Origin of the sequence: Rhizobium sp. BG4, from assembly GCF_016864575.1 — a bacterium.
Classification (GTDB): Bacteria; Pseudomonadota; Alphaproteobacteria; order Rhizobiales; family Rhizobiaceae; genus Rhizobium.
The window spans coordinates 1,434,079-1,458,701 of the sequence record NZ_CP044126.1 but is presented as its reverse complement, the minus strand read 5'-3'; the positions used below and the strand labels follow the sequence as shown (position 1 = coordinate 1,458,701).

23 protein-coding genes and 1 pseudogene are annotated in these 24,623 nt (G+C 63.3%); 11 read left to right on the top strand and 13 right to left on the bottom strand.

From position 1 onward, the window contains the following. The first annotated feature begins 9 nt into the window (after positions 1-9). The 3 genes from F2982_RS26885 (at position 10) to F2982_RS26875 (ending at position 1,965) form a co-directional block, all read left to right on the top strand. The gene (locus F2982_RS26885; RefSeq protein WP_203430528.1) at positions 10-765 is read left to right on the top strand and encodes a 3-oxoacyl-ACP reductase family protein; all 756 of its coding nucleotides are present in this window, start codon (positions 10-12) and stop codon (positions 763-765) included. 87 nt (positions 766-852) lie between these two features. Then, on the top strand, positions 853-1,413 hold the full coding sequence (locus F2982_RS26880) for a chromate transporter (protein ID WP_203430527.1): 561 nt from the start codon (positions 853-855) through the stop codon (positions 1,411-1,413). Continuing rightward, positions 1,414-1,965 (top strand): chromate transporter, encoded by a 552-nt coding sequence (locus F2982_RS26875; RefSeq protein WP_203430526.1) that lies wholly within the window; start codon positions 1,414-1,416, stop codon positions 1,963-1,965. A 3-nt stretch (positions 1,966-1,968) separates the two neighbouring features. Here F2982_RS26875 and F2982_RS26870 read toward each other — a convergent pair whose 3' ends face one another. From F2982_RS26870 to F2982_RS26855, 4 genes are all read right to left on the bottom strand, one after another. Beyond that, on the bottom strand, positions 1,969-3,039 hold the full coding sequence (locus tag F2982_RS26870) for an isocitrate/isopropylmalate family dehydrogenase (RefSeq protein ID WP_203430525.1): 1,071 nt from the start codon (positions 3,037-3,039) through the stop codon (positions 1,969-1,971). A 96-nt stretch (positions 3,040-3,135) separates the two neighbouring features. Then, on the bottom strand, positions 3,136-3,825 hold the full coding sequence (locus F2982_RS26865) for an FCD domain-containing protein (protein ID WP_203430524.1): 690 nt from the start codon (positions 3,823-3,825) through the stop codon (positions 3,136-3,138). Between the two features lie 100 nt (positions 3,826-3,925). Next, on the bottom strand, positions 3,926-5,053 hold the full coding sequence (locus F2982_RS26860; RefSeq protein WP_203430523.1) for an acyl-CoA dehydrogenase family protein: 1,128 nt from the start codon (positions 5,051-5,053) through the stop codon (positions 3,926-3,928). An 11-nt stretch (positions 5,054-5,064) separates the two neighbouring features. After that, positions 5,065-6,252, bottom strand: a complete 1,188-nt coding sequence (locus F2982_RS26855; protein ID WP_203430522.1) for an acetyl-CoA C-acyltransferase — start codon at positions 6,250-6,252, stop codon at positions 5,065-5,067. 246 nt (positions 6,253-6,498) lie between these two features. Here F2982_RS26855 and F2982_RS26850 point away from each other — a divergent pair, with 246 nt between their 5' ends. Next, positions 6,499-9,060, top strand: a complete 2,562-nt coding sequence (locus F2982_RS26850; RefSeq protein WP_203430521.1) for an FAD-dependent oxidoreductase — start codon at positions 6,499-6,501, stop codon at positions 9,058-9,060. A gap of 58 nt (positions 9,061-9,118) precedes the next feature. Here the strand turns inward: F2982_RS26850 and F2982_RS26845 are convergent, their stop codons facing one another. Both F2982_RS26845 and F2982_RS26840 read right to left on the bottom strand, forming a co-directional pair. Further along, entirely contained in the window at positions 9,119-10,171 is a 1,053-nt protein-coding gene (locus tag F2982_RS26845) for an adenylate/guanylate cyclase domain-containing protein (RefSeq protein ID WP_203430520.1), read from the bottom strand. 42 nt (positions 10,172-10,213) lie between these two features. After that, a complete protein-coding gene (locus F2982_RS26840) occupies positions 10,214-10,663 on the bottom strand; it encodes an SRPBCC family protein (RefSeq protein WP_112711261.1) in 450 nt (149 codons plus the stop codon). 148 nt (positions 10,664-10,811) lie between these two features. Between F2982_RS26840 and F2982_RS26835 the strand changes: the two genes are divergently transcribed. The 4 genes and pseudogenes from F2982_RS26835 (at position 10,812) to F2982_RS26820 (ending at position 15,732) form a co-directional block, all read left to right on the top strand. Beyond that, positions 10,812-11,504, top strand: a complete 693-nt coding sequence (locus tag F2982_RS26835; protein WP_203430519.1) for a GntR family transcriptional regulator — start codon at positions 10,812-10,814, stop codon at positions 11,502-11,504. Positions 11,505-11,722: 218 nt separating this feature from the next. Beyond that, a complete protein-coding gene (locus F2982_RS26830) occupies positions 11,723-12,925 on the top strand; it encodes an amidohydrolase family protein (RefSeq protein ID WP_203430518.1) in 1,203 nt (400 codons plus the stop codon). Further along, positions 12,922-14,491 (top strand): annotated as a pseudogene (locus F2982_RS26825) (gamma-glutamyltransferase family protein). Before F2982_RS26830 ends, F2982_RS26825 begins: the two are co-directional and overlap by 4 nt. A 2-nt stretch (positions 14,492-14,493) precedes the next feature. After that, on the top strand, positions 14,494-15,732 hold the full coding sequence (locus F2982_RS26820; RefSeq protein ID WP_203430517.1) for an amidohydrolase family protein: 1,239 nt from the start codon (positions 14,494-14,496) through the stop codon (positions 15,730-15,732). A gap of 16 nt (positions 15,733-15,748) precedes the next feature. On the opposite strand, the gene ssuD is transcribed toward F2982_RS26820, so the two are convergent. The 5 genes from ssuD to F2982_RS26795 form a co-directional block, all read right to left on the bottom strand. Beyond that, the gene (gene ssuD, locus F2982_RS26815; protein ID WP_203430516.1) at positions 15,749-16,900 is read right to left on the bottom strand and encodes an FMNH2-dependent alkanesulfonate monooxygenase; all 1,152 of its coding nucleotides are present in this window, start codon (positions 16,898-16,900) and stop codon (positions 15,749-15,751) included. 16 nt (positions 16,901-16,916) lie between these two features. After that, a complete protein-coding gene (locus F2982_RS26810; RefSeq protein ID WP_203430515.1) occupies positions 16,917-17,756 on the bottom strand; it encodes an ABC transporter permease subunit in 840 nt (279 codons plus the stop codon). Positions 17,757-17,783: 27 nt separating this feature from the next. Continuing rightward, positions 17,784-18,572, bottom strand: coding sequence for an ABC transporter ATP-binding protein (locus tag F2982_RS26805; protein ID WP_203430514.1), 789 nt, complete (start codon positions 18,570-18,572; stop codon positions 17,784-17,786). Between the two features lie 59 nt (positions 18,573-18,631). After that, on the bottom strand, positions 18,632-19,639 hold the full coding sequence (locus F2982_RS26800) for a glycine betaine ABC transporter substrate-binding protein (protein WP_203430513.1): 1,008 nt from the start codon (positions 19,637-19,639) through the stop codon (positions 18,632-18,634). Positions 19,640-19,837: 198 nt separating this feature from the next. Beyond that, on the bottom strand, positions 19,838-20,185 hold the full coding sequence (locus F2982_RS26795) for a RidA family protein (protein ID WP_203430512.1): 348 nt from the start codon (positions 20,183-20,185) through the stop codon (positions 19,838-19,840). A gap of 312 nt (positions 20,186-20,497) precedes the next feature. Between F2982_RS26795 and F2982_RS26790 the strand changes: the two genes are divergently transcribed. Genes F2982_RS26790 through F2982_RS26780 form a run of 3 tightly spaced genes read left to right on the top strand, consistent with a single transcriptional unit; the run spans position 20,498 to position 23,101 of the window. Further along, on the top strand, positions 20,498-21,625 hold the full coding sequence (locus F2982_RS26790) for a methionine ABC transporter ATP-binding protein (protein ID WP_203430511.1): 1,128 nt from the start codon (positions 20,498-20,500) through the stop codon (positions 21,623-21,625). After that, a complete protein-coding gene (locus F2982_RS26785) occupies positions 21,615-22,283 on the top strand; it encodes a methionine ABC transporter permease (RefSeq protein WP_112711271.1) in 669 nt (222 codons plus the stop codon). Before F2982_RS26790 ends, F2982_RS26785 begins: the two co-directional genes overlap by 11 nt. Positions 22,284-22,324: 41 nt before the next feature. Further along, positions 22,325-23,101 carry a MetQ/NlpA family ABC transporter substrate-binding protein gene (locus F2982_RS26780; protein ID WP_112711272.1) on the top strand — a complete coding sequence of 259 codons (777 nt, stop codon included), beginning with the start codon at positions 22,325-22,327 and terminating at the stop codon, positions 23,099-23,101. Between the two features lie 182 nt (positions 23,102-23,283). Here F2982_RS26780 and F2982_RS26775 read toward each other — a convergent pair whose 3' ends face one another. Then, positions 23,284-23,481, bottom strand: a complete 198-nt coding sequence (locus tag F2982_RS26775; RefSeq protein ID WP_112711273.1) for a hypothetical protein — start codon at positions 23,479-23,481, stop codon at positions 23,284-23,286. A gap of 145 nt (positions 23,482-23,626) precedes the next feature. Next, positions 23,627-24,523, bottom strand: coding sequence for a LysR substrate-binding domain-containing protein (locus tag F2982_RS26770; protein ID WP_130281726.1), 897 nt, complete (start codon positions 24,521-24,523; stop codon positions 23,627-23,629). Positions 24,524-24,623: the final 100 nt, after the last annotated feature.

The following is a 24,623-nucleotide window of genomic DNA, read 5'->3' as shown; positions in this document are numbered from 1 at the left end:
GAGGGCATCATGACTGATCTCGGCCTCAAGGGCCGCGCCGCACTGGTCACGGGCGCATCCCGCAACATCGGCCGCGCCATCGCACTGGCGCTCGCCGAAGCCGGCGCATCTATCGCCATTATCGCCCGCTCCGACAAGGATGCCGCGGAAGCAGTCGCCCGCGAGGTCGAGGCTTTCGGCGTCAAGGCCAAGGTGCTGATCGGCGATGTCGCGAGCGAGGCGGATGCCGCAAGGCTGGTCTCCGAAGCCGCTTCGGCGCTCGGCCGTCTCGACATTCTGGTCAACAATGCCGCGATCCGCCGCGAAGCGCCGGTCGAGGAGCTCTCCTACAAGGATTGGCGGGACGTGATCAGCGTCACGCTCGACGGCGCCTTCCTGATGAGCCGCGCGGCAATCCCGCATCTGCGGGCGGGCGGCAGCGGCGCGATCATCAATATCGGCGGGCTGACGGCCTATACCGGTGCGGTCAACCGTGTGCATGTGGTCTCGGCGAAGGCCGGTCTCGATGGCATGACAAAGGCGTTGGCCCAGGAACTCAGCCCTGACGGCATCACCGTCAACCTTGTCTCGCCGGGGATGATCGAGACCAATCGCGAGCACACCAAGGCGGGCGATCCGACCCATCACAAGACGACGCGCACGCTGGTCGGACGGCGCGGCACGCCGGAAGAGGTGGCGGCAGCCGTTGCCTATCTCGCCAGCATGCAGGCGCGTTTCACCACCGGCCAGACGCTGCATATCAACGGCGGCGCCTTCCTGCCTTGACCGATCGCCCGCGACTCGCGGAAACAGTCTGAACAACGTTCCCCGGCGCATCGCCGCCGGGGCTCAAGCGCATGATGGACCCGTAGGATGTCTGTACCGGAATCCCTGCGGCCGGCGGACCGGCCGAGCCTCGCCGCCCTTTTCCTTCTCTGCTTCAAGGTCGGGATATTGAGCTTCGGCGGCGGTCTTTCCGGATGGCTCTACCAGGAATTCGTCCTGCGCAAGGAGCTCGTCAGCGACGAGGATTTCTCGACCAGCCTGGCGATCTCGCAGATGCTGCCCGGCGCCAATGTCGTCAATCTCGTCATCTGCCTCGGCGAACAGCTCCGCGGCCCGCTCGGCTCCATCGCCTGTTTCACCGGCTTTCTCGTCGGCCCGTTCTTCGCGGTGATCGGCCTCTACAAGCTCTTCGATCTGCTGGCGGGTTACGAACTGCTACCCGTCGTCTTCAACGGCATCGCCTTCGCCGCGATCGGCCTTCTGCTGTTGACCTGCATCCAGGGAAGCCGCCGGGCGATCCGTTTTCCGCCGGCCGCCATCGTCATCGCGCTGACGGCCTTTCTGGTCGGCGTGCTCGAATGGCCGCTGATCCCCGTCGTTTTCGCCATTGCGCCATTCAGCATCGCGCTGGCCTGGAAGAGGCAGTAGATGCGCGACAATCCCCTCATCGGCCTCGCCCTCGTCTTCATCCCGTTCTCGCTGACCTCGATCGGCGGTGGCGCGGCGATCATCGCCGGGCTGCAGAACGAGACGGTCACTGTGCATGGCTGGCTGACGCAGGCGGAATTTCTGCATCTTTTCGGCGTGTCGCGGGCAGCGCCCGGCCCGGGCACGATGCTCGCCACCGTGATCGGCTGGAAGGTCTCCGGCTGGCTCGGCGCGCTGATCGCTTCGCTGGCGCTGTTCCTGCCCTCGTCGCTGCTCTGCTACGCCGTCTTCCGGCTGACCAATACCCATCGTGACAAGGAGTGGCACCGCGCTATGCGCGAGGGGCTGGCGCCGATCGGCACCGGCCTGATCATCGCCGGTGTCATCTCGCTGTTTAGGGTGGCCGAAGGCGGCGCGCTGGCGCTTGTCATCGCCGCACTCTCCTGCGGCCTGCTCTACTGGAAACCGAAAATGCCGGTGGTCGCCGTTCTCGCGCTTGGCGGAACGGCTGCGGCCCTTGCCCATTACTGGCCGCAGCTGACCGGTTTCTGACCGCTAGCCGAGTGCCGCGATGATGCCGCGCGTCATCCCCTCCGTGCCGGCAGTACCGCGGATGTCGCGCGTGCGGGTCTCGGGATTGGCGAGCGCTCTGGCAATCGCCCTTTCCATGATCGCCCCTGCCTCGACCGCCTGCGGGATGCCGCGATTATGCCCCAGCCACTCGATCATCATCCTCGCGGACTCGATCATCGCGAAGGGATTGGCGATGCCCTTGCCGGCGATGTCGGGCGCCGAGCCATGCGTCGCCTGCGCCATCGCGAGATTGCCCTCGCCGATGCAGAGGCTGGGCGCCATGCCGAGACCGCCGACGAGACCCGCCGCCTCGTCGGTCAGGATATCGCCGAACATGTTGGTGGTGACGATGACGTCGAAGCTCTGGGGATCGCGGATCAGGCGCATCGCCATCGTATCGACGATGACCTCATCGACCGTCACATCAGGAAATTCCTTGGCAACCCTATGGCATTCCTCGACGAACATGCCGCAGCCAAGCTTGAAGACGGTGTTCTTGTGCACGACCGTCAACCGCTTCTTGCGCTGACGGGCGATTTCGAAGGCGGCTCGCGCCACGCGCGACGAGCCGAGTCGGGTGATGACGCGCACCGAAATCGTCATCTCCTCCGTTGGCCGGAATTCGCCCGAACCGGCCACGACATTCCGGTCCGGCTGGAAGCCCTCGTTATTCTCGCGGACGATCACCAGATCGATATCGTCATAGATGGCGCCGAGACCGGGAAAGGATTTCGTGGGGCGAACATTGGCGAAGAGATTGAAGCCCTTGCGCATGATCGGATGCGGGTTGATGGCGCCCGGCACCTTCGGATAGGCCTGATGGCCGATCGGCCCCAGAATGAAGCCATCCATCCTGGCGAGCGTCTCCATCGTCCCCTCGGGGAAGGTCGAGCCATGCGTATCGAGCGCCGTCCGCCCGATTGGCATCGGCCGCCAGTCGATCCTCAGCCCGGTCTTTTCTGCCGCCGCCTTCACGACATCCACCGCCGCCGGCACGATCTCGTGGCCGATATCGTCTCCATTGAGAATACCGATGACCAGATGACTTTCCATGCAATGCCTCCCTCGTTGCCGGGGCGACCTTGCGTTTCAAATTGTAGATTGTCAACAATTTTCAGAATGAGTAGTCAGTTACCAACGCAGGGCTATTCAGCCCTTGCGCGCTTCGCCGGCGTTCCTGGCGCGAATGATGCCGTTGAGGATATGGGTGCGCGCCGTCATCAGCGCCCGAACCGGATCGCGGGCGGCCAGCGCATCGACGATCGCCCGATGCTCTTCGTTCGAGACATGCAGCATGTCGGGGCCTGAGAGCGCGCGGTAGCGCTGGATATGCAGCTCGCGCACGAAGCTCTGATAGGTGGCGGCCAGCCGCAGGTTCCCGGCCATGCCGGCGATCTGCTTGTGGAACTCGAGGTTGACGGGATAGTAGATATGCAGATCGCCGAGAGCGACGATCTCCTCCATCTTGTCGATCAGGCCGCGCAGCACCGCGAGTTCCGCATCGGTAATCCGCTCGGCAAGCATCATCGCCATGCAGCCGAAGACGCCTGCGCGGGCCTCCGACAGATCCAGCGCCTCGTCGGTGCTGAGCGCGCGGATGAAGAAGCCGCGGTTCGGGATGATCTCGATCAGCCCCATGGCGGCGAGCGCGCTGCAGGCCTCCCGAATCGGTCCGCGGCTGACGCCGAGGCGCTGCGACAGGCCGTTTTCGTTGACCCGCTCGTTCGGCTTCAGCTCACCATCGATGATCATCCGCTCGATCTCGGCCTGCACGACATTGGCAAGCGAACGGGTCCGCAGGATGTCGATGGCAGAGAGGTTCTGGGTGGAATCTGACATTGGCAAGCGGTCCGCCTGGTTCCGGGATCAAAGCAACATATTAGCGTGCAGTCATTTCCACACTCGCGGCAAAGTGCAACCCCAAATCGGCATTTGAGCCTCAAAGGTTCCGCGCAATCACCATCTTCTGTACGTCGCTGGTGCCCTCATAGATCTGGCAGATGCGGACGTCGCGGTAGATACGCTCCACCGGATAATCGGCCATATAGCCATAGCCGCCATGGATCTGCAGCGCTGCCGAACAGACCGCTTCGGCCATCTCCGATGCAAAGAGCTTCGCCATCGACGCTTCGGAGAGGCACGGTTCGCCGGCTTCCTTGAGCGCCGCCGCATGCAGGACGAGCTGGCGCGCCGCCTCGATCTTCGTCGCCATTTCGGCGAGCCGGAAGGAGATAGCCTGATGCTCGGCGATTGCCTTGCCGAAGGCAGTTCGCTCACGGGCATAATCGCGCGCCGCCTCGAATGCCGCCCGTGCCATGCCGACCGCCTGCGCGGCAATGCCGATGCGGCCGCCTTCGAGGTTGGCGAGCGCAATCCTGTAGCCGTCACCCTCCTCCCCCAGCCGCTGGGCAGCCGGTATGCGCATGCCGTTGAAGACGATCTGGCAGGTATCGGATGCGTGCAGCCCGAGCTTGTCCTCGACGCGAACCACTTCGTAACCCGGCGTATCCGTGGGCACGATGAAGGCAGTGATACCCTTCTTTCCGGCTGCCGGATCGGTCACCGCGAATACGATGATCACGTCGCCGTTCTTGCCGGACGTGATGAACTGCTTGGCGCCGGTGATGACATAGTCGCCGCCATCCCGCTCCGCTCTTGTCTTCAGGTTCGAGGCATCGGAGCCCGCCTGGGGCTCGGTCAGGGCAAAGCCGCCGATCCATTCGCCCGATGCGAGCTTCGGCAGAAAGCGCTGCTTCTGCTCGTCGCTGCCGAAGCGCAGGATCGGAACGCAGCCGACCGAGCTGTGAACGCTCATGATCGTCGAGCAGGCGCCGTCGCCCGCCGCAATCTCCTCGATCGCCAGCGCATAGGCGACCGCGCCGGTCTCCGAGCCGCCATATGCCTCCGGGACCAGCATGCCGAGCAGGCCAAGCTCGCCCATCTCCCGCAATTCCTCGCGCGGAAAACTGTGCTCCTTGTCACGGCGGGCAGCACCCGGCGTCAAGCGCTCCTGCGCAAAGGCGCGGGCCATGTCGCGGATCTGGATCTGGGTTTCGTCGAGCCGCATATGCCTCTCCCTCAGATCCACTCGAAAGCCATGGCCGTCGCTTCGCCGCCGCCGAGGCAGAGCGAAGCCATGCCGCGCTTCAAACCGTAGCGTTGCATGGCAGCCAGCAGCGTCACGATGATGCGGGCGCCGGAAGCACCGATCGGGTGGCCGAGCGCGCAGGCACCGCCGTGGATATTGATCTTCTCGGCCGGCAGACCGAGATCGTGCATCGCCGCCATCGGCACGACGGCGAAGGCTTCGTTGATCTCGAAGAGATCGACATCGCCGAGTGCCCAGCCGGTCTTTTCCGAGAGCTTGCGCAGCGCGCCGACAGGCGCCGTCGTGAACAGATTGGGTGCCTGCGAATGCGTCGCATGGCCGGTGATGGCGGCAATAGGCGTCAAACCGCGCCGCTCCGCCTCCGAACGCCTGATCATGACGAGCGCCGCCGCACCGTCGGAAATAGAGGCCGAACTTGCCGCCGTCACCGTGCCGCCATCGCGAAACGCGGGTTTCAGCGAGGGAATGCGGGCCGGATCCGCCTTGCCGGGCTGCTCGTCCCGGCTAATGTCGCGGCTGGTCTTTCCGGATTGCACCTGAACCGTCACCGTCTCTGTATCGAAAAGCCCGCCATCGACGGCGCGTTTGGCCTTGTCGAGCGAAGCGATGGCATAATGGTCCTGAGCGTCACGGGTGAACTGATAGGCTTCCGCGCATTCTTCCGCGAACGTGCCCATGGAGCGGCCCTTGTCATAGGCATCCTCCAGGCCATCGAGAAACATGTGGTCGTGGATGGCGCCATGGCCCATCCGGTAACCGCTTCTGGCGCGCTTGAGGAGATAGGGGGCATTGGTCATGCTCTCCATACCCCCGGCAACGACCACCGACTGGCTGCCGGAGACAATCTCGTCATGGCCGATCATCGCCGCCTTCATGCCGGAGCCGCAGACCTTGTTGATGGTCGCGGCACCACAGTCATAGGGCAATCCGGCGCCGAGTGCCGCCTGGCGGGCCGGGGCCTGCCCCTGCCCTGCCGACAGCACGCATCCCATCAGCACCTCGCCGATCATCTCTGCAGAAAGTCCGCTGCGCTCGATCGCCGCCCGGATTGCCGCCGAACCGAGTTCCGTCGCCGCCACATCTTTGAAGTCGCCTTGAAAGCCGCCCATCGGCGTGCGCGCCATGCCGGCGATCACCACCGGATCGTCTGATGTCATGAGATTGGCTCCTCCCTGCCTGGCTCATGGATGGATGCGCGATGTCTCCCGCGATCCTGTTACAAACATACCGCTGTTCGTCTCAAATGCCATGGCTGCATGCGGATGTCGCAAAAGAGCCAGCGGCTTCGCGTCTCGAATAGACAAGCCCCTTGGCGGATCGCTACATCTTATTGTCGTGGATCGACTGTAGTGCCGTTTCGGCCTGTATTAGATTCGGCGCACCAAGGTTCAAGGGTTCAAGTGATGGCGGAATTTCCAAGCAAGGCTAAAGTCGTAATCATCGGTCTCGGCGGCATCGTCGGCGCCTCGATCGCTCATCACCTGATCGAGCGTGGCTGGGACGACATTGTCGGCATCGACAAATCGGGCATCCCGACGGATATCGGATCGACGGCACATGCCTCCGACTTCTGTTACACCACCAGCCACGACTATCTCAGCGTCTGGACAACTCAGTACTCCATCGATTTCTACGAGAAGATGGGCCACTACGCCCGCATCGGCGGTCTGGAAGTTGCCCGCACCGGCGACGACACCTGGATGGAAGAGATCAAGCGCAAGCTGAGCTCCGCCAAGGCCTTCGGCACCAACGCCCGCTACGTCTCGCCCTCCGAAATCAAGGAAATGTTCCCGCTGATCGAGGAAGACCAGGTTCAGGGCGGCATGTTCGACCCCGACGCCGGTCTCGTCATTCCGCGCTCGCAGACGGTTGCAGGCAAGCTCGTCGATGCTGCCGAAAAGTCCGGCAAGCTGAAGATGTTCGGCAATACGCCCGCGAAGTCGCTGATCGTTGAAGGCGGCCGCATCAAGGGCGTCGTCACCCATCGCGGCACGATCATGGCCGATCACGTTATCGTCTGTGCAGGCCTCTGGGGCCGCCTGATCGCCGAAATGGTTGGCGAAGACCTGCCGGTCATGCCGGTCGATCACCCGCTCACTTTCTTCGGCCCCTACAATGAATTCGAAGGCACCGGCAAGGAAATCGGCTTCCCGCTGCTGCGCGACCAGGGCAACTCCGCCTATATGCGCGACACCGGAGATCCGGCGACGACCGAAGGCGGCCAGATCGAGTGGGGTTATTACGAGACCACCAATCCCCGCATGTGCCATCCGCGCGATCTTCTCGAAAAGCACGAAGCACGCCTTTCACCGTCGCAGCGCGACCTCGAGATGGAGCAGATCATCGAGCCGCTCGAGCGCGCCATGGAACTGACGCCGATCCTTGGCGAACTCGGCTATAACGAAGGCCACTCCTTCAACGGCCTGCTGCAGGTCTCGGCCGGCGGCGGCGCCTCCTGCGGCGAAAGCCAGAAGGTTCGCGGCCTCTGGTACTGCGTCGCCATCTGGGTCAAGGACGGCCCGGGCTATGGCAAGCTGATCGCCGACTGGATGACCGATGGCCGCACCGAGATCGATCACAACTCGATCGATTACGCCCGCTTCTACCCGCACCAGCTGACCGAAGAATTCATCGAGGGCCGCTGCTACGAAGCCGCCCAGAAGATCTACTTCCCGGCCGTTCATACCCGCGAACCCTATGCATCCGGCCGTAACGCCAAGCGCTCGCCCTTCTACGAGCGCGAGAAGGAACTCGGCGGCTACTTCATGGAACTCGGTGGCTGGGAGCGTGCACATGGCTACGCTGCCAACGAGCACCTGCTGGAAAAATATGCCGACCGCGTGCCGGTTCGCGAGAACGAATGGGACAACCGCCATTTCTGGCGCGTCTCCAATGCCGAACATCTGGCGATGAGCGAGGATTGCGGCATCGTCAATCTCAGCCATTTCCACATGGTCGATATCGAAGGTCCTGACCATGTGGATCTGCTCGAATGGCTCTGCGTCGCAAAGATCGGCGGCGACGCCAACATCGGCAAGGGCATCTACACCCACTTCCTCGACGACGAGGGCATGGTGCGCGCCGACTTCACGGTCATCCGCATGGCCGACCGCTGCCGCCTGATCAACGGCGCCGATGCCGGCCCGCGCGACTTCCACTACATGAAGCGCGTTGCCGAGGATCGCGGCCTCGACGTCACCATCACCGACGTCTCCGAGAAGTACATCACCATCGGCATCTGGGGGCCAAACGCCCGCGAGACGCTGAAGAAGGTGGTTGCCGATCCCTCAGGCCTCGATGCCGAGAACTTCGCCTTCGCGGCGATCAAGCCGATCGAGATCGGCGGCAAGCCGGTCACCGCCTTCCGCATCTCCTATGTCGGCGAGCAGGGCTGGGAACTGCACATGAAATACGAAGACGGCCTCGCCGTCTGGGATGCGCTGCGTTCGACCGGCGTCATGCCGTTCGGTGTCGAGACCTACGCGAACTCGCGCCGCATGGAAAAAAGCCTGCGCCTGCAGAACGGCGATCTGCTCACCCAGTACAATCTGCTGGAAGCTGATCTGGCCCGTCCGAAGGTCAAGGAATCCGACTTCCGCGGCAAGGCCAAGCACCTGGAATACAAGGCGCGCGATCACCAGCCGGCAATGCTTTGCACCCTCGTCATGACCGAGAATACCGACAAGTCGGGCGTCAAGCGCTACCCCGTCGGTTCCATGCCGGTCATGGATCCGGAAACCGGAAAGGTGCTGATCGACGAGCTCGGCCGCCGCTCCTACACGACCTCGGTCGCCTTCGGCCCGACGCTCGGCAAGAATATCGCGCTCGCCTACCTGCCCTGGGATTATTGCCAGGTCGGCCGCAAGCTCAACATCGAGTATTTCGCCGAGACCTATCCGGTCGAGGTCGCAGCCGTCGGCTACAAGCCGCTCTACGACCCTGAAAACATCAACCCGCGCAGCTAAGAGAGCACCGGGTCAGCTTCGAAAGCCGCCGCGACGAACACGCGGCGGCTTTTTCGTTTCATTCGCCGCCGAGCGCAAAGACCGGGCACGGCTCCGCAATGCCGCGAAGCGGATGACTGCCGCGATCCACGAGCCCTTCCGGCACCTCGGCCGCCAGCGCGCCGGAGACAAGAACCGTATGTCCTAGCGGCTTGCAGAGACCTTCGAGACGGCTGACGAGATTGACGGCAGGGCCGATCGCGGTGAAATCCAGCCGGTCCGCCGCGCCGATATTGCCCCAGAAGATTTCGCCGAAATGCAGCGCCATGCCGAACGGCAATGAAGGGAGGCCATCGCCTTCCCGCGCGGCATTCAAGTGCTTCATGCCTGCTTTCGCCGCATTGGCGGCGCGGATGGCGGCCGCGCAGGCATCATGCGCCGTCCCCGTCACCGGGAAGATCGCCAGCACGCCGTCGCCGATGAATTTCAACACCTCGCCGCCGAAGACATTGACGGCGCCGGTCACCCGCTCGAACCAGGCGTCGAGCGCGGCGATGACTGTTTCCGCCGGGGCGTTCTCCGACATGGCGGTGAAATCGCGAAGGTCGGCGCAAAGCAGAGCAGCGCGGATCGTCTCACCGCTGCCACGCTTCAGCGCACCGGCGCCGACGCGGGCGGCACTGCGCCTGCCGAGATAGGCTTCGAGCAAGGCGGCGCCCGCCAGCCGCGCCGAGATCGCCGCCAGCGGCGCCTTGGCAAAGCGCGCCGCATCGTCGATCAGCGCCTGCTGCTCCGCACGGAAGGGCTGGCTTCCCGCCCATCCGAGGAAGCGAACGCCGCTTGCCTCACTGGCGAGCCCTTCCCTGGTATTGCCGATCTCGGCCAGCCATTCGCGCCCGGCTTGCGCCGAGACGCCGAATCCGAGCGCTTCGATCACCTCATTGCCGGCGGCGCGCCAGAGCCAGGTTCGCTGCGCGATGATCGGATGCGGCACGGCAAGCGTCAGCGCGATACGGGCGACGGGAATGCCTTCGGCCAGCAGCATCCGGCCGAGTTCACCGAGAAACAGTTCCGGGGTTGCGGTCTGGCTCGCCTCATCGACCAGCCAGGCAAGGGAGGGAGGCATGTTCATGCGGCGATGATGCCATGGCCGCTAGCCCCTGTCATCCAAGCTTCAGCCGGTGCGTCCGGCATTCGAATCCGGTCCCGGATCCTTGCCCGCGACGACGGTGGCGAGACGATCGAGATAATGCGCCCAGCCCTCGGCATGACCAGCGCACTGCTCCGGCGTCGGCAGGCCGGTATGGGTCAGCCGCAGCAATGTACCATCGGGCTTCTCAATGAGGTCGATCTCCACGAGGCTCGACCCCGGCGGCACGATCTCGCTGCCATCCCAACCGAAACTGTAGGCGATGCGATGGACGGGGATGACTTCGCGGAACGTGCCCCGGGCGAAGCGGGCGCCGGTGACATTGACGAGATAGAGACCACCGGGCTCGGCCTCGACATGGGCCTCGGTTCCCATCCAGCGCAGGATCTTGTCGGGATCGGTCAGCAGCGCAAAGACCGCCGCAGGCGGCGCGGCCACATGGGTTTCCCGTTTGACGACCATTGTATCAGGCATGACTCTCCCCCTGACCTTCTCTCCTGATGATCTAGGTTCCGCATCACAACTGCTCAAGGGGTGGCCCTGACAGCGCGCGGCTGCCGCCGGTTGCCGTATGCGGGAACGCGGGATAACGTATACAGGAAATCACTTCTTAGGATCCGCAATGTCCTCGAATTCCGACCGCGTCGAAGCCGCCACCCTCGCCCTGCGGCGCGCCATCATCGAACAGGCACTGAAGGCTGGCACCAAGCTGCCCGAAGACGAGATCGGCCGGCACTTCTCGATGAGCCGGACGCTGGTGCGCGCCGTGCTCGCCAAGCTGCAGACCCAGGGCCTCGTCGATACCTATCACAAGCGCACCGCGACCGTGGCGCGGCCGAGCCTGGAAGAGGCGCGTGATGTCTTTGCCGTGCGCCGTTCGCTGGAGCGCGAGGCCATGAGAAGCGTGATGAAGCGCTGGTCGCCCGAGATCGAGAAGGCTCTGAAAAATCACGTGAAAGAGGAAGAGGCGGCGCATGCCAAGGGCGATGCGCGGCTTTCCACCCGGCTTGCCGGCGAGTTCCACCTGAAGCTCGCGACGCTCTCCGGCAATGCGCTCTTGGAGCGCTACCTCTTCGAGCTGGTGTCGCGCTGCTCGCTGATCCTTGCGATGTATAGCCGCCCGCATTCCAGCGAATGCGCCATCAGCGAGCATTCCGCCCTGATCGCCGCCCTGAAAGCGCAGGATGCCGCTGCGGCCGAACGGCTGATGGACGAACACCTCGTATCTGTGGAGACGCGCGCGCTGATCACCGAGGAGGCGGAGACCGCACCCGATCTCGGCAGCATCCTCTCGCGCTACAGCAGCGCCCGATAGCGCCGCCTATTTTTCAATCATGTATACATGATTTTGCCTTTTATGTAGACATGATATATGAGCATTCGCGAAACCGTGCCGGTCAAGCGGGTCTCCAAGCCCTGCGATCCGTGTCCGGCAGATATTTCATCCCATAGGCCGCCAACTGGCATTGCTCTTGCACGTCATATCCCGAGTGAGCGTCAGGCGCCCGGCGGCAGAACAACAAGGAGAATGAGATGGCCGAGATCGAGACCGTCTTTACCAATGCGCGCCTCGCCGATGGATCGCTGGCGGATATCGGCGTTTCCGGTGGCAGGATCGCCGCGATTTCACCGGCAGGCGCTGCAGGTGGCGCGGGCAGTACCGTCGATCTCGGGGGCATGCTGGTCGTGCCCGGTTTCGTCGAGGGCCATATCCATCTCGACACCAGCTTCTATGGCGACGCCTGGATCCCGCATAAGCCCTGCACCAATGGCTTCGATGTCCATGAGCGCGTCGCGTTCCAGGCGCAGAATATGGCTCAGGCCGCGCCTATGGACGAGCGCGCCCGCAACCAGCTCGACCTCTGTATCGCCAATGGCGCAACGGCCATGCGCAGTCATGTCATGGTCGACGGATCGGTCGGCCTGACGTCTCTCGAGACGATCTTGAAGGTCCGCGAGGACTATCGCGATCTGATCGATATCCAGCTCGTCGCCTTCCCGCAGAGCGGCATCCTGAAAAGCCCCGGCACACCGGAACTCCTCGACCAGGCCATCACGCTCGGCGCAGACCTCGTCGGCGGCCTCGATCCGGCGAGTTTCGACCGCGATGTCACGGGCCATCTTGATGTCGTCTTCGGCGTCGCCGAAAAGCACGGCGTCGATGTCGATATCCATCTGCATGATGCCGGCACGCTCGGTCTCTTCACCATCGAGGAGATCTGCGCGCGGACTGCGGCGCTCGGCATGTCCGGCCACGTCACCGTCAGCCATGCCTACGGGCTGGGCGACCTGCCTCCGGATGCGGCAAGGAAGGTAGCCGACCTGATCGCCGCGAGCGGCGTTTCGATCATGACCAATGCGCCCGGCAATCACAATTTTCCGCCGGTCGCCTTGCTGCGCAAGGCCGGCGTGACCGTCTTCAGCGGCAGCGACAATATCCGCGATTCTTGGTGGCCCTACGGCGATGGCGACATGCTGCGCCGGGCCGAAATCATCGGCTACCGCTCCGGCTTCTATACCGATGACGAGCTGGCAGCCGCCTTCAACGTCGTGACCGCGGCAGGCGCCAAGGCGCTGCGGCTGGAAGGTTACGGCCTTCAACTCGGCAACAAGGCAGACTTCGTAACCTTGCAGGCCGAGCATATCCCGCAGGCCGTCGTCAGCGTGCCGAAGGGCCGCAAGGTCTTCAAGTCCGGCAAGCTGGTTGCCGAAGACGGCGTGGTGATCCGCAGATGACGATGGCAAGCCGCCAGACATCAGGCAGCAACGCCGCGTCCACGAGCGCCATGGTGACGGCGCCGCATTGGCTTGCAGCGGAGGCCGGTGCCAAAGTCCTCCGTCGCGGCGGCAACGCCATCGAGGCGGTGATCGCGGCCGGTGCGGCGCTTTCGGTGGTCTATCCGCACTTCTGCGGGCTCGGCGGCGATGCGATCTGGCTCGTCGCCGATCGCTCCGGCACCGCCACGTCCTTCCTCGGCATCGGTCAGGCGGCCATGACCCTGCCCGAGATCCCGGCAATCCCGTTTCGCGGGCCGATGTCGGCGCTCACCACGGCTTGCCTCGTCGACAGCTGGGGCACGCTCCTTGCTCATTCGGCGGAAAGCTGGAACGGCAAGGAAAAACTCGCCGCCCTGCTGGAGGACGCGATCGCTCTGGCGGAAGACGGCTTTCCCGTCAGCCCCTCTCAGAGTTTCTGGTACCGGTTCAGGGAAATGGAAATCCCGGACTGGCCGGGCTTTGCGGCGACTTTCGCCGCCGATGGCACACAGCGACAACCCGCGCTGGCGAAGACATTGCGCGCCATTGCCGACCATGGCCCACGCGAGTTCTACGAGGGCGAACTTGCCGCCCGGATTGCCGCCGGGCTGGCTTCGGCCGGTTCACCTTTGACCGCAGAGGACCTGGCGAGAACCAAGACCCGTACGGCCGAACCCCTGTCGCTCGATTATCGCGGCCTCACCCTGCTGGCGCCCCCGCCTCCGACCCAAGGCGTCACCACGCTCGGCATCATGGGGTTCTAAGCCAGTTCAACATGGCAGCGCTCGAGCCGGACAGCGCCGCCTTCTACCACCGGCTCGTCGAAGCGGTGAAACAGGCCTTCCTCGATCGCGCCGGGATCGCCGATCCGGATTTCGCCGAAGTCGATTGCGAGACCCTGCTGGATGGCACCCGCCTGGCTACCAAGGCCGCCGCGATCGATCCACAGAAGGCAATGCCCTGGCCACAGCCGTTCAGGCAAGGCGATACGGCATTTCTGGCCGCGACCGACAGCGAGGGGCGCAGCGTCTCCATGCTCCAGAGCATCTATTTCGACTGGGGCAGCGGCGTCGTGGCGGGGATACCGGCATCCTCTGGCAGAACCGCGGCGCCGCCTTCAGCCTCGATCCCGCGAGCCCCAATCGGCTGACGCCCGGCAAGCGGCCCTTCTACACCCTGAACCCCGGCATGGCGCTGAAGAACGGGCGCCCGCACCTCCTCTACGGCACACAAGGCGCCGACGGGCAGCCGCAGACGCTGTCGCTACTGTTATCGCTGCTGATCGACCACGGGCTCGACCCGCTGGCGGCCCTGTCACAGCCCCGCTTCCTGCTCGGGCGCACCTTTTCTGATGCCCGGGACACGCTGAAGATCGAGGCCAATGCCGGGGCTGGTGTCTTCGAGGAATTGCAGGCCATGGGCCACGAGGTCAGCAGCATCGATGCCTTCAGCCAGCTGGGCGGACAGGCAGGCGTCATCCGCATCGGCGAGACGATCGACGGCGCGCATGATCCGCGCAGCGACGGCGGGGCGATCGGTATCTGACCATGGCGACGCCGCTCTTCGATCTCCTCATCCGCAATGCCAGCCTCGAAGACGCCGATAGCCCTGTCGACATCGGCATATCCGGCGGGACGATCGCGGCGATCGGATCGAACCTCGTTTGCGAAGCCGTCGAAACCATCGATGCCGAGGGCGCCTTTGCGAGCTGCGGCTTCACCGACAGCCATATCCATCTCGACAAGGCCTGCATCCTCGACCGCTGCGGCATCTGCGAGGGCACGCTCGCCGAAGCCGTGCGCGAGACCGCCGTCGCCAAGGCAGGCTTTACGGAGGCCGATGTCTACGCCCGCGCCGCCCGCGTCGTCGAGAAAGCAATCGTCAGCGGCACGATGCGGATGCGGACCTTCGTCGAGATCGACCCCCGCGCCGGCATGCGCTCCTTCGAGGCGATCAAGCGCATCCGCAGTGACTATGCCTTCGCGGTCGACATCGAGATCTGCGCCTTCGCCCAGGACGGCCTGACCAATGAACCCGAAACTTTCGCGATGCTCGATCAGGCTTTGGCGGATGGCGCCGACCTCATCGGCGGCGCGCCCTATATCGATTCCGACCCGCGCGGCCAAATCCGCATGATCTTCGATCTGGCCGAAAAGCACGGTGTTCCCGTGGATTTCCACCTCGATTTCGACCTGTCGCCGGAAAAGAGCAACCTGCCTGAAGTCATCGAGGAGACGCTGAGGCGCGGTTATCAGGGCCGCGTCTCGCTCGGGCACATGACCAGCCTGTCGACGCTCGCGCCTGATGAGTTGCGCGCCGTGGCCCAGAAACTGAAAGCCGCAGGCATCGCCATTACCGTGCTGCCATCGACCGATCTCTTCCTCAACGGCCGCAGCTTCGACCGGCTGGTACCGCGCGGCGTCGCCCCTGCGCATCTCCTGGCTTCGGAGGGCGTGCTGACGTCGATCGCCAGCAACAACATCCTCAATCCCTTCACGCCTTACGGCGACGCCTCGCTGATCCGCATGGCAAATCTCTATGCCAATGTCGCGCAGCTCTCACGCCGCCAGGATATGCAGCTCGCCTTCGACATGATCGAGCGCTCCGCGGCAGAGATCCTGGGAAAGAGACAAAAGATCACCGTCGGCGAACCCGCCGACATCATCCTCATCGACTGCGGTGACCGCGAACAGGCCATCCGCGAAAACGCCCGCGTCATCTTCGGATGCAAAGGCGGGCGCAAGACGTTCGAGGCGCAGAGGCCGAAGCTGTTCCGGCCCAGCTGACCGGAACAGGATCGTCTCACGCCGTCCGCTTCGATTTCAATCCGCTCTCGAAGGTCTGGTTATCCTTGCCGATGCCGTAAGATTTCTCGCCGGATTTGTCGATCAGCGGGAAGAGCAGCTCGGCGACATGGAATGCCTCTTCGAGATGCGGATAGCCCGAGCCGATGATGGTGTCGACGCCGATCTCCTGATATTCGCGCAGGCGCGCCGCGATATTTTCCGGGCTCCCGACCAGTGCCGTCCCGGCGCCGCCGCGTACGAGGCCATGACCGGCCCAGAGGTTCGGCGCGATGACAAGCTTGTCGCGGCTCCCCTGATGCAGCGCCGACATCCGTTTCTGGCCAACCGACTGAGAGACGTTGAGGAATTCGTTCTGCGCCTCGGCGATCTGTTCGTCGGTGACGCGGCTGATCAGCTCGTCGGCGGCAGCCCAGGCCTTGTCCTCGGTTTCGCGGACGATGAAATGGATGCGCAGGCCGAAGCGGATCTTGCGTCCCTCGGCAAGGGCACGCTCCTTCACCCGGGTGATCTTCTCCGCCAATAGCGCGGGCGGCTCGCCCCAACTCAGATAAACGTCGGCATGCTTGGCGGCGACGGCGATACCGGCATCCGACGAGCCGCCGAACCAGATCGGCGGATGCGGAGCCTGCACCGGCGGGAACGACAATCCGCGCCCGTGCGAGGAGAGATACTTGCCTTCGAAATCCGGATTTTCGCCGGAGAGAATCCGCCGCCAGATCGTCAGGAACTCGTCGGTCTGTTCGTAGCGTTCGCCATGGCCGAGCTTGTTGCCGTCTCCTGCGAGATCGGCAGGGTCGGCGCCCGTGACGACATTGAACAGCGCCCTGCCGCCGGAGATGCGGTCGAGGGCGGCGGCATGACGCGCGAACATGGCAGGCGTTGCGCTGCCCGGGCGGAGCGCCACGAGGAAACGAAGCCGTTCCGTCAGCGGCACGAGGGAGGCGGCGGTGATCCAGGCATCCTCGCAATAGGTGCCGGTTGGAAGTAGCACGCCTTCGAAGCCGAGCCGGTCGGTTGCCTGGGCGATATCGCGCATGTAGCCGAAGGTCGGCGGACGGTGGCGTTCGTCGCTTCCGAGGTAGGGACCATCGCCATGGGTCGGCAGGTACCAGAAGAAGTTCAGCGGAGGATTTGCATGTGCGGTCATGGGTCGGATCCGGATGTCAGAGTTTGCCCTTCCAGGGCACCAGCTGCTTTTCGAGGAAGCGCATCGCCGCGGTGAAGGCGAAGGCGAAGATGGCGATGACGATCAGGCCGACGAAGACGACATCGGTTGCCAGGAAATTAGAAGCGGACATGATCATGTAGCCAACACCCGATTGGGCGGCGATGAGCTCGGCTGCCACCAGGGTCGAGAGTGTTGCACCGATCGCGATGCGCAGACCCGTCAGGATCTCGGGCAGCGCAGAGGGAAGGACGATCGTCGTGAAGAGCTGGAGGCTGTTAGCGCCCAGCGACTGGGCGGCATTGATGCGCTCCTGCGGCACAGAGCGGACACCGGCTTGCGCCGCATAGCAGATCGGTGCGAACGCAGAGAGGCTGAGGAGCAAGATTTTCGAGGATTCACCGATGCCGAGCCAGATGATCAGCAGCGGCAGATAGGCAAGCGGCGGCAGACCCCAGTAGATGTCGATCGGCACGCTCAGCACACCCTTCGCCCAGCGATTCAGCCCCATGATCAGGCCGATCGGCACGCCGAGACCGATGCCGAAGGCGAGCGCCACGCTGATGCGCCCTAGGCTCGCCAGAATATGTTCGGTGAGCGTCCCGTTGGCATATCCGTCAGCGGCGATCACCTGAAACTGGACGAGTACGTCACCCGGTGAGGGAAGGAAGAGTGGGGAGGCGAGATGGTACCGCGTCGCGATCACCCATCCTAAGAGGAGCGCCACTAGGGTCGCGGCACTGATCGCGAAGGTGCCCGTCGCCGGTTTGCGGACGCGTGGCCTGCGCTCGGGCGAGGCCGCGCGGGCTGCCGTGGCTGGTTCTGCCAATACGCTCATAGTCGAATCCTTGCTTTGTGTGCCGCGTCAGGCGGCCCGGCGGTCATGCGCGGGCTTGTGAATGATCGAGCGGATCTCTTCTCTGAGAGCGACGAAATCCGGATTTGCCAGGATCGGCCCGATTTCCCCCGTGCGCGCGAATTCCCGCACGAAATCCGCCTCGTATCGTGCAACCACCCTGCCCGGTCGCGGCGACATGACGAGGATATGGGTGCCGAGCGTCAGCGCCTCCTCGATCGAGTGAGTGATGAAGAACACCTGCTTCTTCGTCTCGGCCCAGACCGAGGCGAGCAGCTGCTGCATGGTTTCGCGCGTCAGGCTGTCGAGGGCGCCGAATGGCTCGTCCATCAGCAGCACTTTGGGATCCGTCGCCAAGGCGCGGGCGATGCCGACGCGCTGGCGCATGCCGCCGGAGAGTTCATAGGGAGGCTTGTTCTCGAAATCGGAAAGCCCGACAAGCTTCAGGAGCTCGCGCGCCTTCTGGTGCCGTTCTCTTTTACCTACGCCCTGATAACGCAAGCCGAGCGCGACATTGTCGAGAACGCTCGACCAGGGAAGCAGCGTATCCTTCTGGAAGACGACACCGCGATCACCGCCCGGCCGCGAAACCGCCACGCCGTCGATCAAGATCTCACCTTCGGTCAACGGCTGGAAGCCGGCGATGGCATTCAGCAAGGTCGATTTTCCGCAGCCCGAGGCACCGAGCGCGACGACGATCGAGGCTGGCGGGATGTCGAAGGAGACGTTGTCGAGCGCATGGACGGAGCTTCCGTCGGCGGCATCGAATTTCACGGTGGCGTGTCGGACTTCAAGCATGTCGTGTCTTCCGTAAATGTGAAATGGCGGCCGGGTCGGGCCGCCATTTCGTCAGACGTTCAGTTCGAAGCGAGGGCTGCGGCAGCAAACTGCGGATCGACGAAGCTCGCGTAGCTGTCCTTGACCGCAGTGATCTTCTTCTGCTCCTTCAGGAACCCAGCAGTGTCCTTCAGGGTCTTGGCAACGCTGCCCTTGTCGCCTTCGCCGAGCCAGGCGGCCGTCACTTGCTCCTGAAGGGGAACGACGACAGTCGTGTTCAGCCAGCCGGCATTTTCCTCGGGCGTGCCGCCCTGCAACTTGGCAATCGCCTTGATGTTGTCGGAGGACGCAGTCCAGTTGTTCGGGTTCTTGGCGAAATCGACATAGTACTTGTCGATCAGGCCGACATATTTCGTCAGGAACTCTGCATTCTTTTTAGCGAAGTCCCCGGTTACCACGAGCGCGCTGAAAACGGGCGCGCCGCGTTTCGAAACTTCACCCGAGGTCACCAGAACCTTGCCGTCCTTCTTCAGTTCGCTCAGCGCCGGATCCCAGACAAAGGCACCGTCGATATCACCGCGCTTCCAGGCGGCAACGATCTGCGGCTGCGGCATGGCGATGACCTGCGCGTCCTTTTCGGTGAGACCTTCCTGCTTCAGATAGGCAAGAAGCTGGTAGTGATCGGTGGAAACGGGCGCGGCCGAGAACTTCTTGCCCTTCAGATCGGCGGCGGACTTGATATCGGGGCGTACAACCAGCGCTTCGCTGTCGCCTGCACCGGCCGTGATGTAGATGCCCTTGACGTCGAGATCCTTGCTGACCGAAGCCGCATAGGGGCTCGAACCGACATCGCCGAGCTGCACGTCGCCGGAGGCGATCGCCGCGAAGATATCGGCGCCGGAATTGAAGCGGCGGAATTCGATATCCCAGCCGGTCTGCTTGGCAAGATCGCCGTTTGCAATGCCGACCAGATAGGGCACGGCGCCGGTCTGATAGGCGATAACGACCTTCTTTGCTTCATCAGCATGTGCGGCAGTGATGAATGACGCAACGAGACCGATCGTCCCGAGCAATGTCTTGATACCCATGGTGTCACCTCAATGTTTTCGTCAGCCCCTGCGGTGACGTCCCAATGAGATTTCCATAATGTCTATTTATATTATAGATTATATTTTCTAAAAACAGGTGACCTTCGGAAAAGAGTCATTCCGGAAAAGCGACAAGCTTAGCGCTGACATTGCGGCACGGCGGCCTGCCGGAGCGCTTCACGGGCGCTCCGGCACCGATTACTTGGCAGCGATCGCGGTCATTTCGACGAGCATATCCGGATGGGCAAGCCGTGCCTCGACGGTTGCGCGCGCCGGCGCATGGCCTTCCGCAACCCAGACATCCCAGGCTTCATTCATCTCGTCGAAGCCCGCAATGTCGGCGAGATAGATTGTGACGCTGACGAGATTGTTCTTGGTGACGCCCGCCTGCGCCAGCGTGTCGTCCATGCTGGCGAGTACCTCGGCGGTCTGCACCTTTACCGACTGGCCACGGGTTTCCTCCGCCGTATGGCCCGCGAGGAAAATCAGATTTCCGACAACCACCGCGTCGCTCCAGCGCGCTGCCAAGCCAATTCTTTCGATCATCAAACCACCCTTCTCTCTTTAAAACGGACTTCTCGCTGGGTTTGGCACAGGCCGCCCACTCATCACAAGGCGGGAATATTTTTCCTGCTTTGCCGCCCTCGTGAAATTTCATCCCTGTTCAGCGCCGCCCCGGCGCGGCATAAGTCCCCTCATTGAAGAGAGGCGCCTTGCCTCTCCAGCCGCCTACACTGAAAGCCTGTTGTCATGCGCCGGAACCGTGATTGTCTTCGAATGTGCAGCCTGATTGGCTAATGTGCGCATGAGCGGTTATAGAACCGCGAGTTTTTGAAGACCAACCTCCGAGAGCATAGCATGACAACTGAGCACGCGGGCCACGAACTGGCTGCCGGCGCCGCATCAACCGATCGTTCCCAGGGCAATTTTGCAGGCACAGATCATCCGGTGCCGATGGTCGCCTTCGAAGGCGCCGGAAAGCGCTACGGACCGGCAGGCGAAGGCGGGTTCACCGCTGTCGAACATGTCGATCTCACCGTCGCGCGCGGCGCCATCACCGGCATCATCGGCCGGTCGGGCGCCGGCAAGTCGACGTTGATCCGCATGGTCAACGGCCTGGAGACCGCGACATCCGGCAAGGTGCTTGTCGATGGCGTCGATGTCGGGGCACTCGGCGAAGATGGCCTGCGGGGGCTCCGCCGCCAGATCGGCATGATCTTCCAGCATTTCAACCTTCTCTCTTCGCGCACCGCCTTCGACAATGTGGCCCTGCCGTTGGAGATCGCAGGCGTCGACAAGCAGGCGATCCGCGCCAAGGTCGGCCCGCTGCTCGATCTCGTCGGCCTCGGCGACAAGGCAGGCAGCTACCCCTCGGAACTTTCGGGCGGCCAGAAGCAGCGCGTCGGCATCGCCCGCGCGCTGGCCACCGATCCGAAGCTGCTGCTCTCGGACGAGGCGACCTCGGCGCTCGATCCGGAAACGACGCAGTCGATCCTCGAGCTCCTGAAGCGGATCAATGCCGATCTCGGCCTGACCGTTCTGCTGATCACCCATGAGATGGAAGTGGTGAAGACCATCGCCAGCCATGTGGCCGTCATCGATGCCGGGCGGATCGTCGAGTCGGGCCGCACTTTCGACGTCTATACCAGCCCGCAGCACGAGACGACGCGCACGCTGCTCGCTTCGGCGCTGAAGCTGCCGCAATGGCTGCGCTCGACGATCAAGCCGCAGCCTTCGGCGGGCGACCGGGTGCTGGTGCGCCTCGTCTTCTTCGGCGACACCGCCTTCAAGCCGCTGACCGGCAGGCTGGTCGCCGAGCTCGGCTCCGACGTCAATATTCTCGCGGGAGCGATCGAGGAAATCTCCGGCGAGCCCTTCGGCTCGCTGGTCGTTTCCTATTCGGCTAATCCGGATGTCGTCGCGCGCGCCAACAGGTTCTATACTGAAACGGGCCTCAAGACGGAGGTGCTCGGCTATGTCGCCTGATATGATCTTCAGCCTGCTCTCCAAGGCGCTGATGCAGACCCTGCAGATGGTCTTCGTCGCAGGCATCGTCGGCTCGATCATCGGCCTGCCGATCGGCGTTTTCCTGGCCACATCGGGCAAGGGCGAACTGTTCCCGGCGCCGGCGACCAACCGCGTGCTTGGCCTTATCGTCAACGCGGCGCGCTCGACGCCCTTCATCATCCTCGTCGTCGCCATCGTGCCGCTGACGCGGCTGCTCACTGGCACCTCGATCGGCACCTGGGCGGCGATCGTGCCGCTGACCATCGCCACCATTCCGTTCTTCGCGCGTCTGGTCGAATCCGCGATCCGCGAGATCGACAAGGGCCTGATCGAAGCCGCACGCGCCATGGGCGCGACACCGTTCCAGATCGTCTTCAAGGTGCTGCTTGCGGAAGCGCGACCCAGCATCCTGATGGCGCTGACGATGACCATCGTCAGCCTGATCGGCTACTCCGCCATGGTCGGCGCCGTCGGCGGCGGCGGGCTTGGAGACCTCGGTATCCGCTTCGGCTATCAGCGCTTCAATCCCGAGATGATGGTGATCGTCGTCGTCGTGCTGATCGTGCTGGTGCAGGTGGTGCAGAGCGCCGGCGACGGCCTCGCCCGGCGCTTCGACAAGCGCAACCGCAAGAACTGATCCAAATTCGCATACTCTATAAACGTACCAAGGAGACATCCATGAAGAAGTTCATCATCGCAGCTGCGATCGCGGCCTTTGCCGCCGGTTCGGCACTTGCCGAAGACATCAAGGTCGGCGTGACGCCGGGCGAGCACGCCCAGATCATGGAAAAGGTCGCCGAAGTCGCCAAGACCAAGGGCCTCAACATCGAGATCGTCGAATTCTCCGACTATGTCGTCCCGAACCAAGCGCTTGCCGATGGCGACATCCAGGCCAACTCGTTCCAGCACCAGCCCTATCTCGACAACCAGATCGCCGACCGCAAGTTCGATCTCGTCAGCATCGGCACGACGATCACAACCCCGATGGGCGTCTATTCCAAGAAGGTGAAGAGCCTCGACGAACTGAAGGAAGGCGCCACCGTCGCCATCCCGAACGACCCGACCAACGGCGGCCGCGCGCTTCTGGTTCTCGCCAGCAAGGGCCTGATCAAGTTCAAGGAAAACCCGGGCATCAAGGTCACTGTTGCCGATATCGTCGAGAACCCGAAGAAGATCGACTTCGCCGAAATCGACGCCGCCCAGCTGCCGCGCTCGCTCGATGACGTCGACGCTGCCGTCATCAACACCAACTACGCGATGGAAGCCGGCCTGCACCCGAAGACCGACGCGATCGCCATCGAAGGCGAGAAGTCGCCCTACGCCAACGTGATCGTCGTGCGCGCAGCCGACAAGGACGCACCCTGGGCCAAGACGCTCGTCGAATCCTACCACGACGAAAGCATCCGCAAGTTCATCAACGAACAGTTCAAGGGTGCGCTGATCGCGTCCTGGTAAGACCTGCTTCGTCTGCTGAAGATAAAGAAACGGTCCGGCTTTGCCGGGCCGTTTTTGCTTTCACCGGATCGACAGGAAGCCGCCGGGCTCGGAATGGTCGTAGAGCACGAAGCCGATGAGCAGCGTCAGCACGATCAGGGTCGTCAGGGCTTCCGATACGATGAGCCGTCTCATGACATGCCTCACAAATCATCCGGCGAGGGATCGCCGGCCATCTCGCGCAGTTCGGAGGCGCTGAGCGCGATCAGCGCCTCATATTGATCGCCGATCATCCTGTTGAATTTCCTGCGGACACCGAAATCCTGTGATGACCCGAGGGTCTCCATCGTGTCGATCGTTTTCAGGATGTGATCCTTGATACCACTGGGCTCTGATGTCATCGGGTACTCGCCACCAAACGCTGCACTCAAGGCGCCGGAGCGCTCCGCGCCAGGCGGAAGCGCCACGCATTGCACTGTCACTATCTATCCAAATGCCGGCAATATCACCTTGGTCCTTCGGCTTAAGCCTGAAGCCGGGTGTTCCCTATTCGGCATTCTCGACGAAGAAGTCGATGAGCGCGCGAACCGCGGGAGAGTTGCCCTTGCGCGTTGCAAAGGCGAGATAGACTTCCTCATCCGCCGGGCTCCAGTCCGGCAGGATGCGGACAAGACGGCCGGCCGCCAGATCGTCACGGCAGGTTATCTCCGGCAGCATGGCGATGCCGAGACCCGAGCGCAGCGCGGCGAGCACGGCCGGAATGCTGCGGCAGGCGAGACGCGCCCGCTTCTTGACGATCGCGACCTCCTTGTTCGGGCCGGTCATCTGCCAGGTATCTTCGTCGTAGAGGCTCGTCGCCGTCAGCAGCGGAAGGTCTTCGAGCTGCGCGATCGAGGTGATCGCGCCCGCCTCCTCGATAAAGGCCGGGCTTGCGACCAGGACCGACGACGCCTTGGCCAGCCGCCGCATGACGACGCTCGACTGCGTTTCGCGTTCACGGCTTGAGCGGATTTCGAGATCGATGCCTTCGCCGACCAGGTCACTGTTGTGCTCGACACCGACGACCTGGACAGAGACCTCGGGATAGCGGCTCAGAAAATTCTGGATGGTGCGGGTCACGACGAGATCGACGAAAGGCATCGGGCATCCGAGCCGGATCAGACCCCTCGGGCGCTCCTGCGCGCTGATCACCGCATTTCGCGCATCCTCGGCGGCCTGAAGGATTGCCACGCAGCGTTCGTAGAAGTCTCTTCCGATCTCGGTGACACGAAAATTGCGCGTCGATCGCTCGATCAGGCGGGTGCTCAGCTCGTCCTCGAGCTTCTGAACCCGGACGCTGAGCTTCGAGCGCGGAATACCGAGATTGCGGCTTGCCGCCGCGTAGCCGCCATGTGCGACGACAGCGGTGAAATACCGGATGTCGTTCAGGTCGTTTGCCGGCATTGCTGCCTCCTGTGCGTCGCCCGATGCGACGTTTCCTAGAACGGCACTCCGGTAGCGCATCGGAATGTCTTAGTCATCAGCGATAGGTGATGCGGCGGGG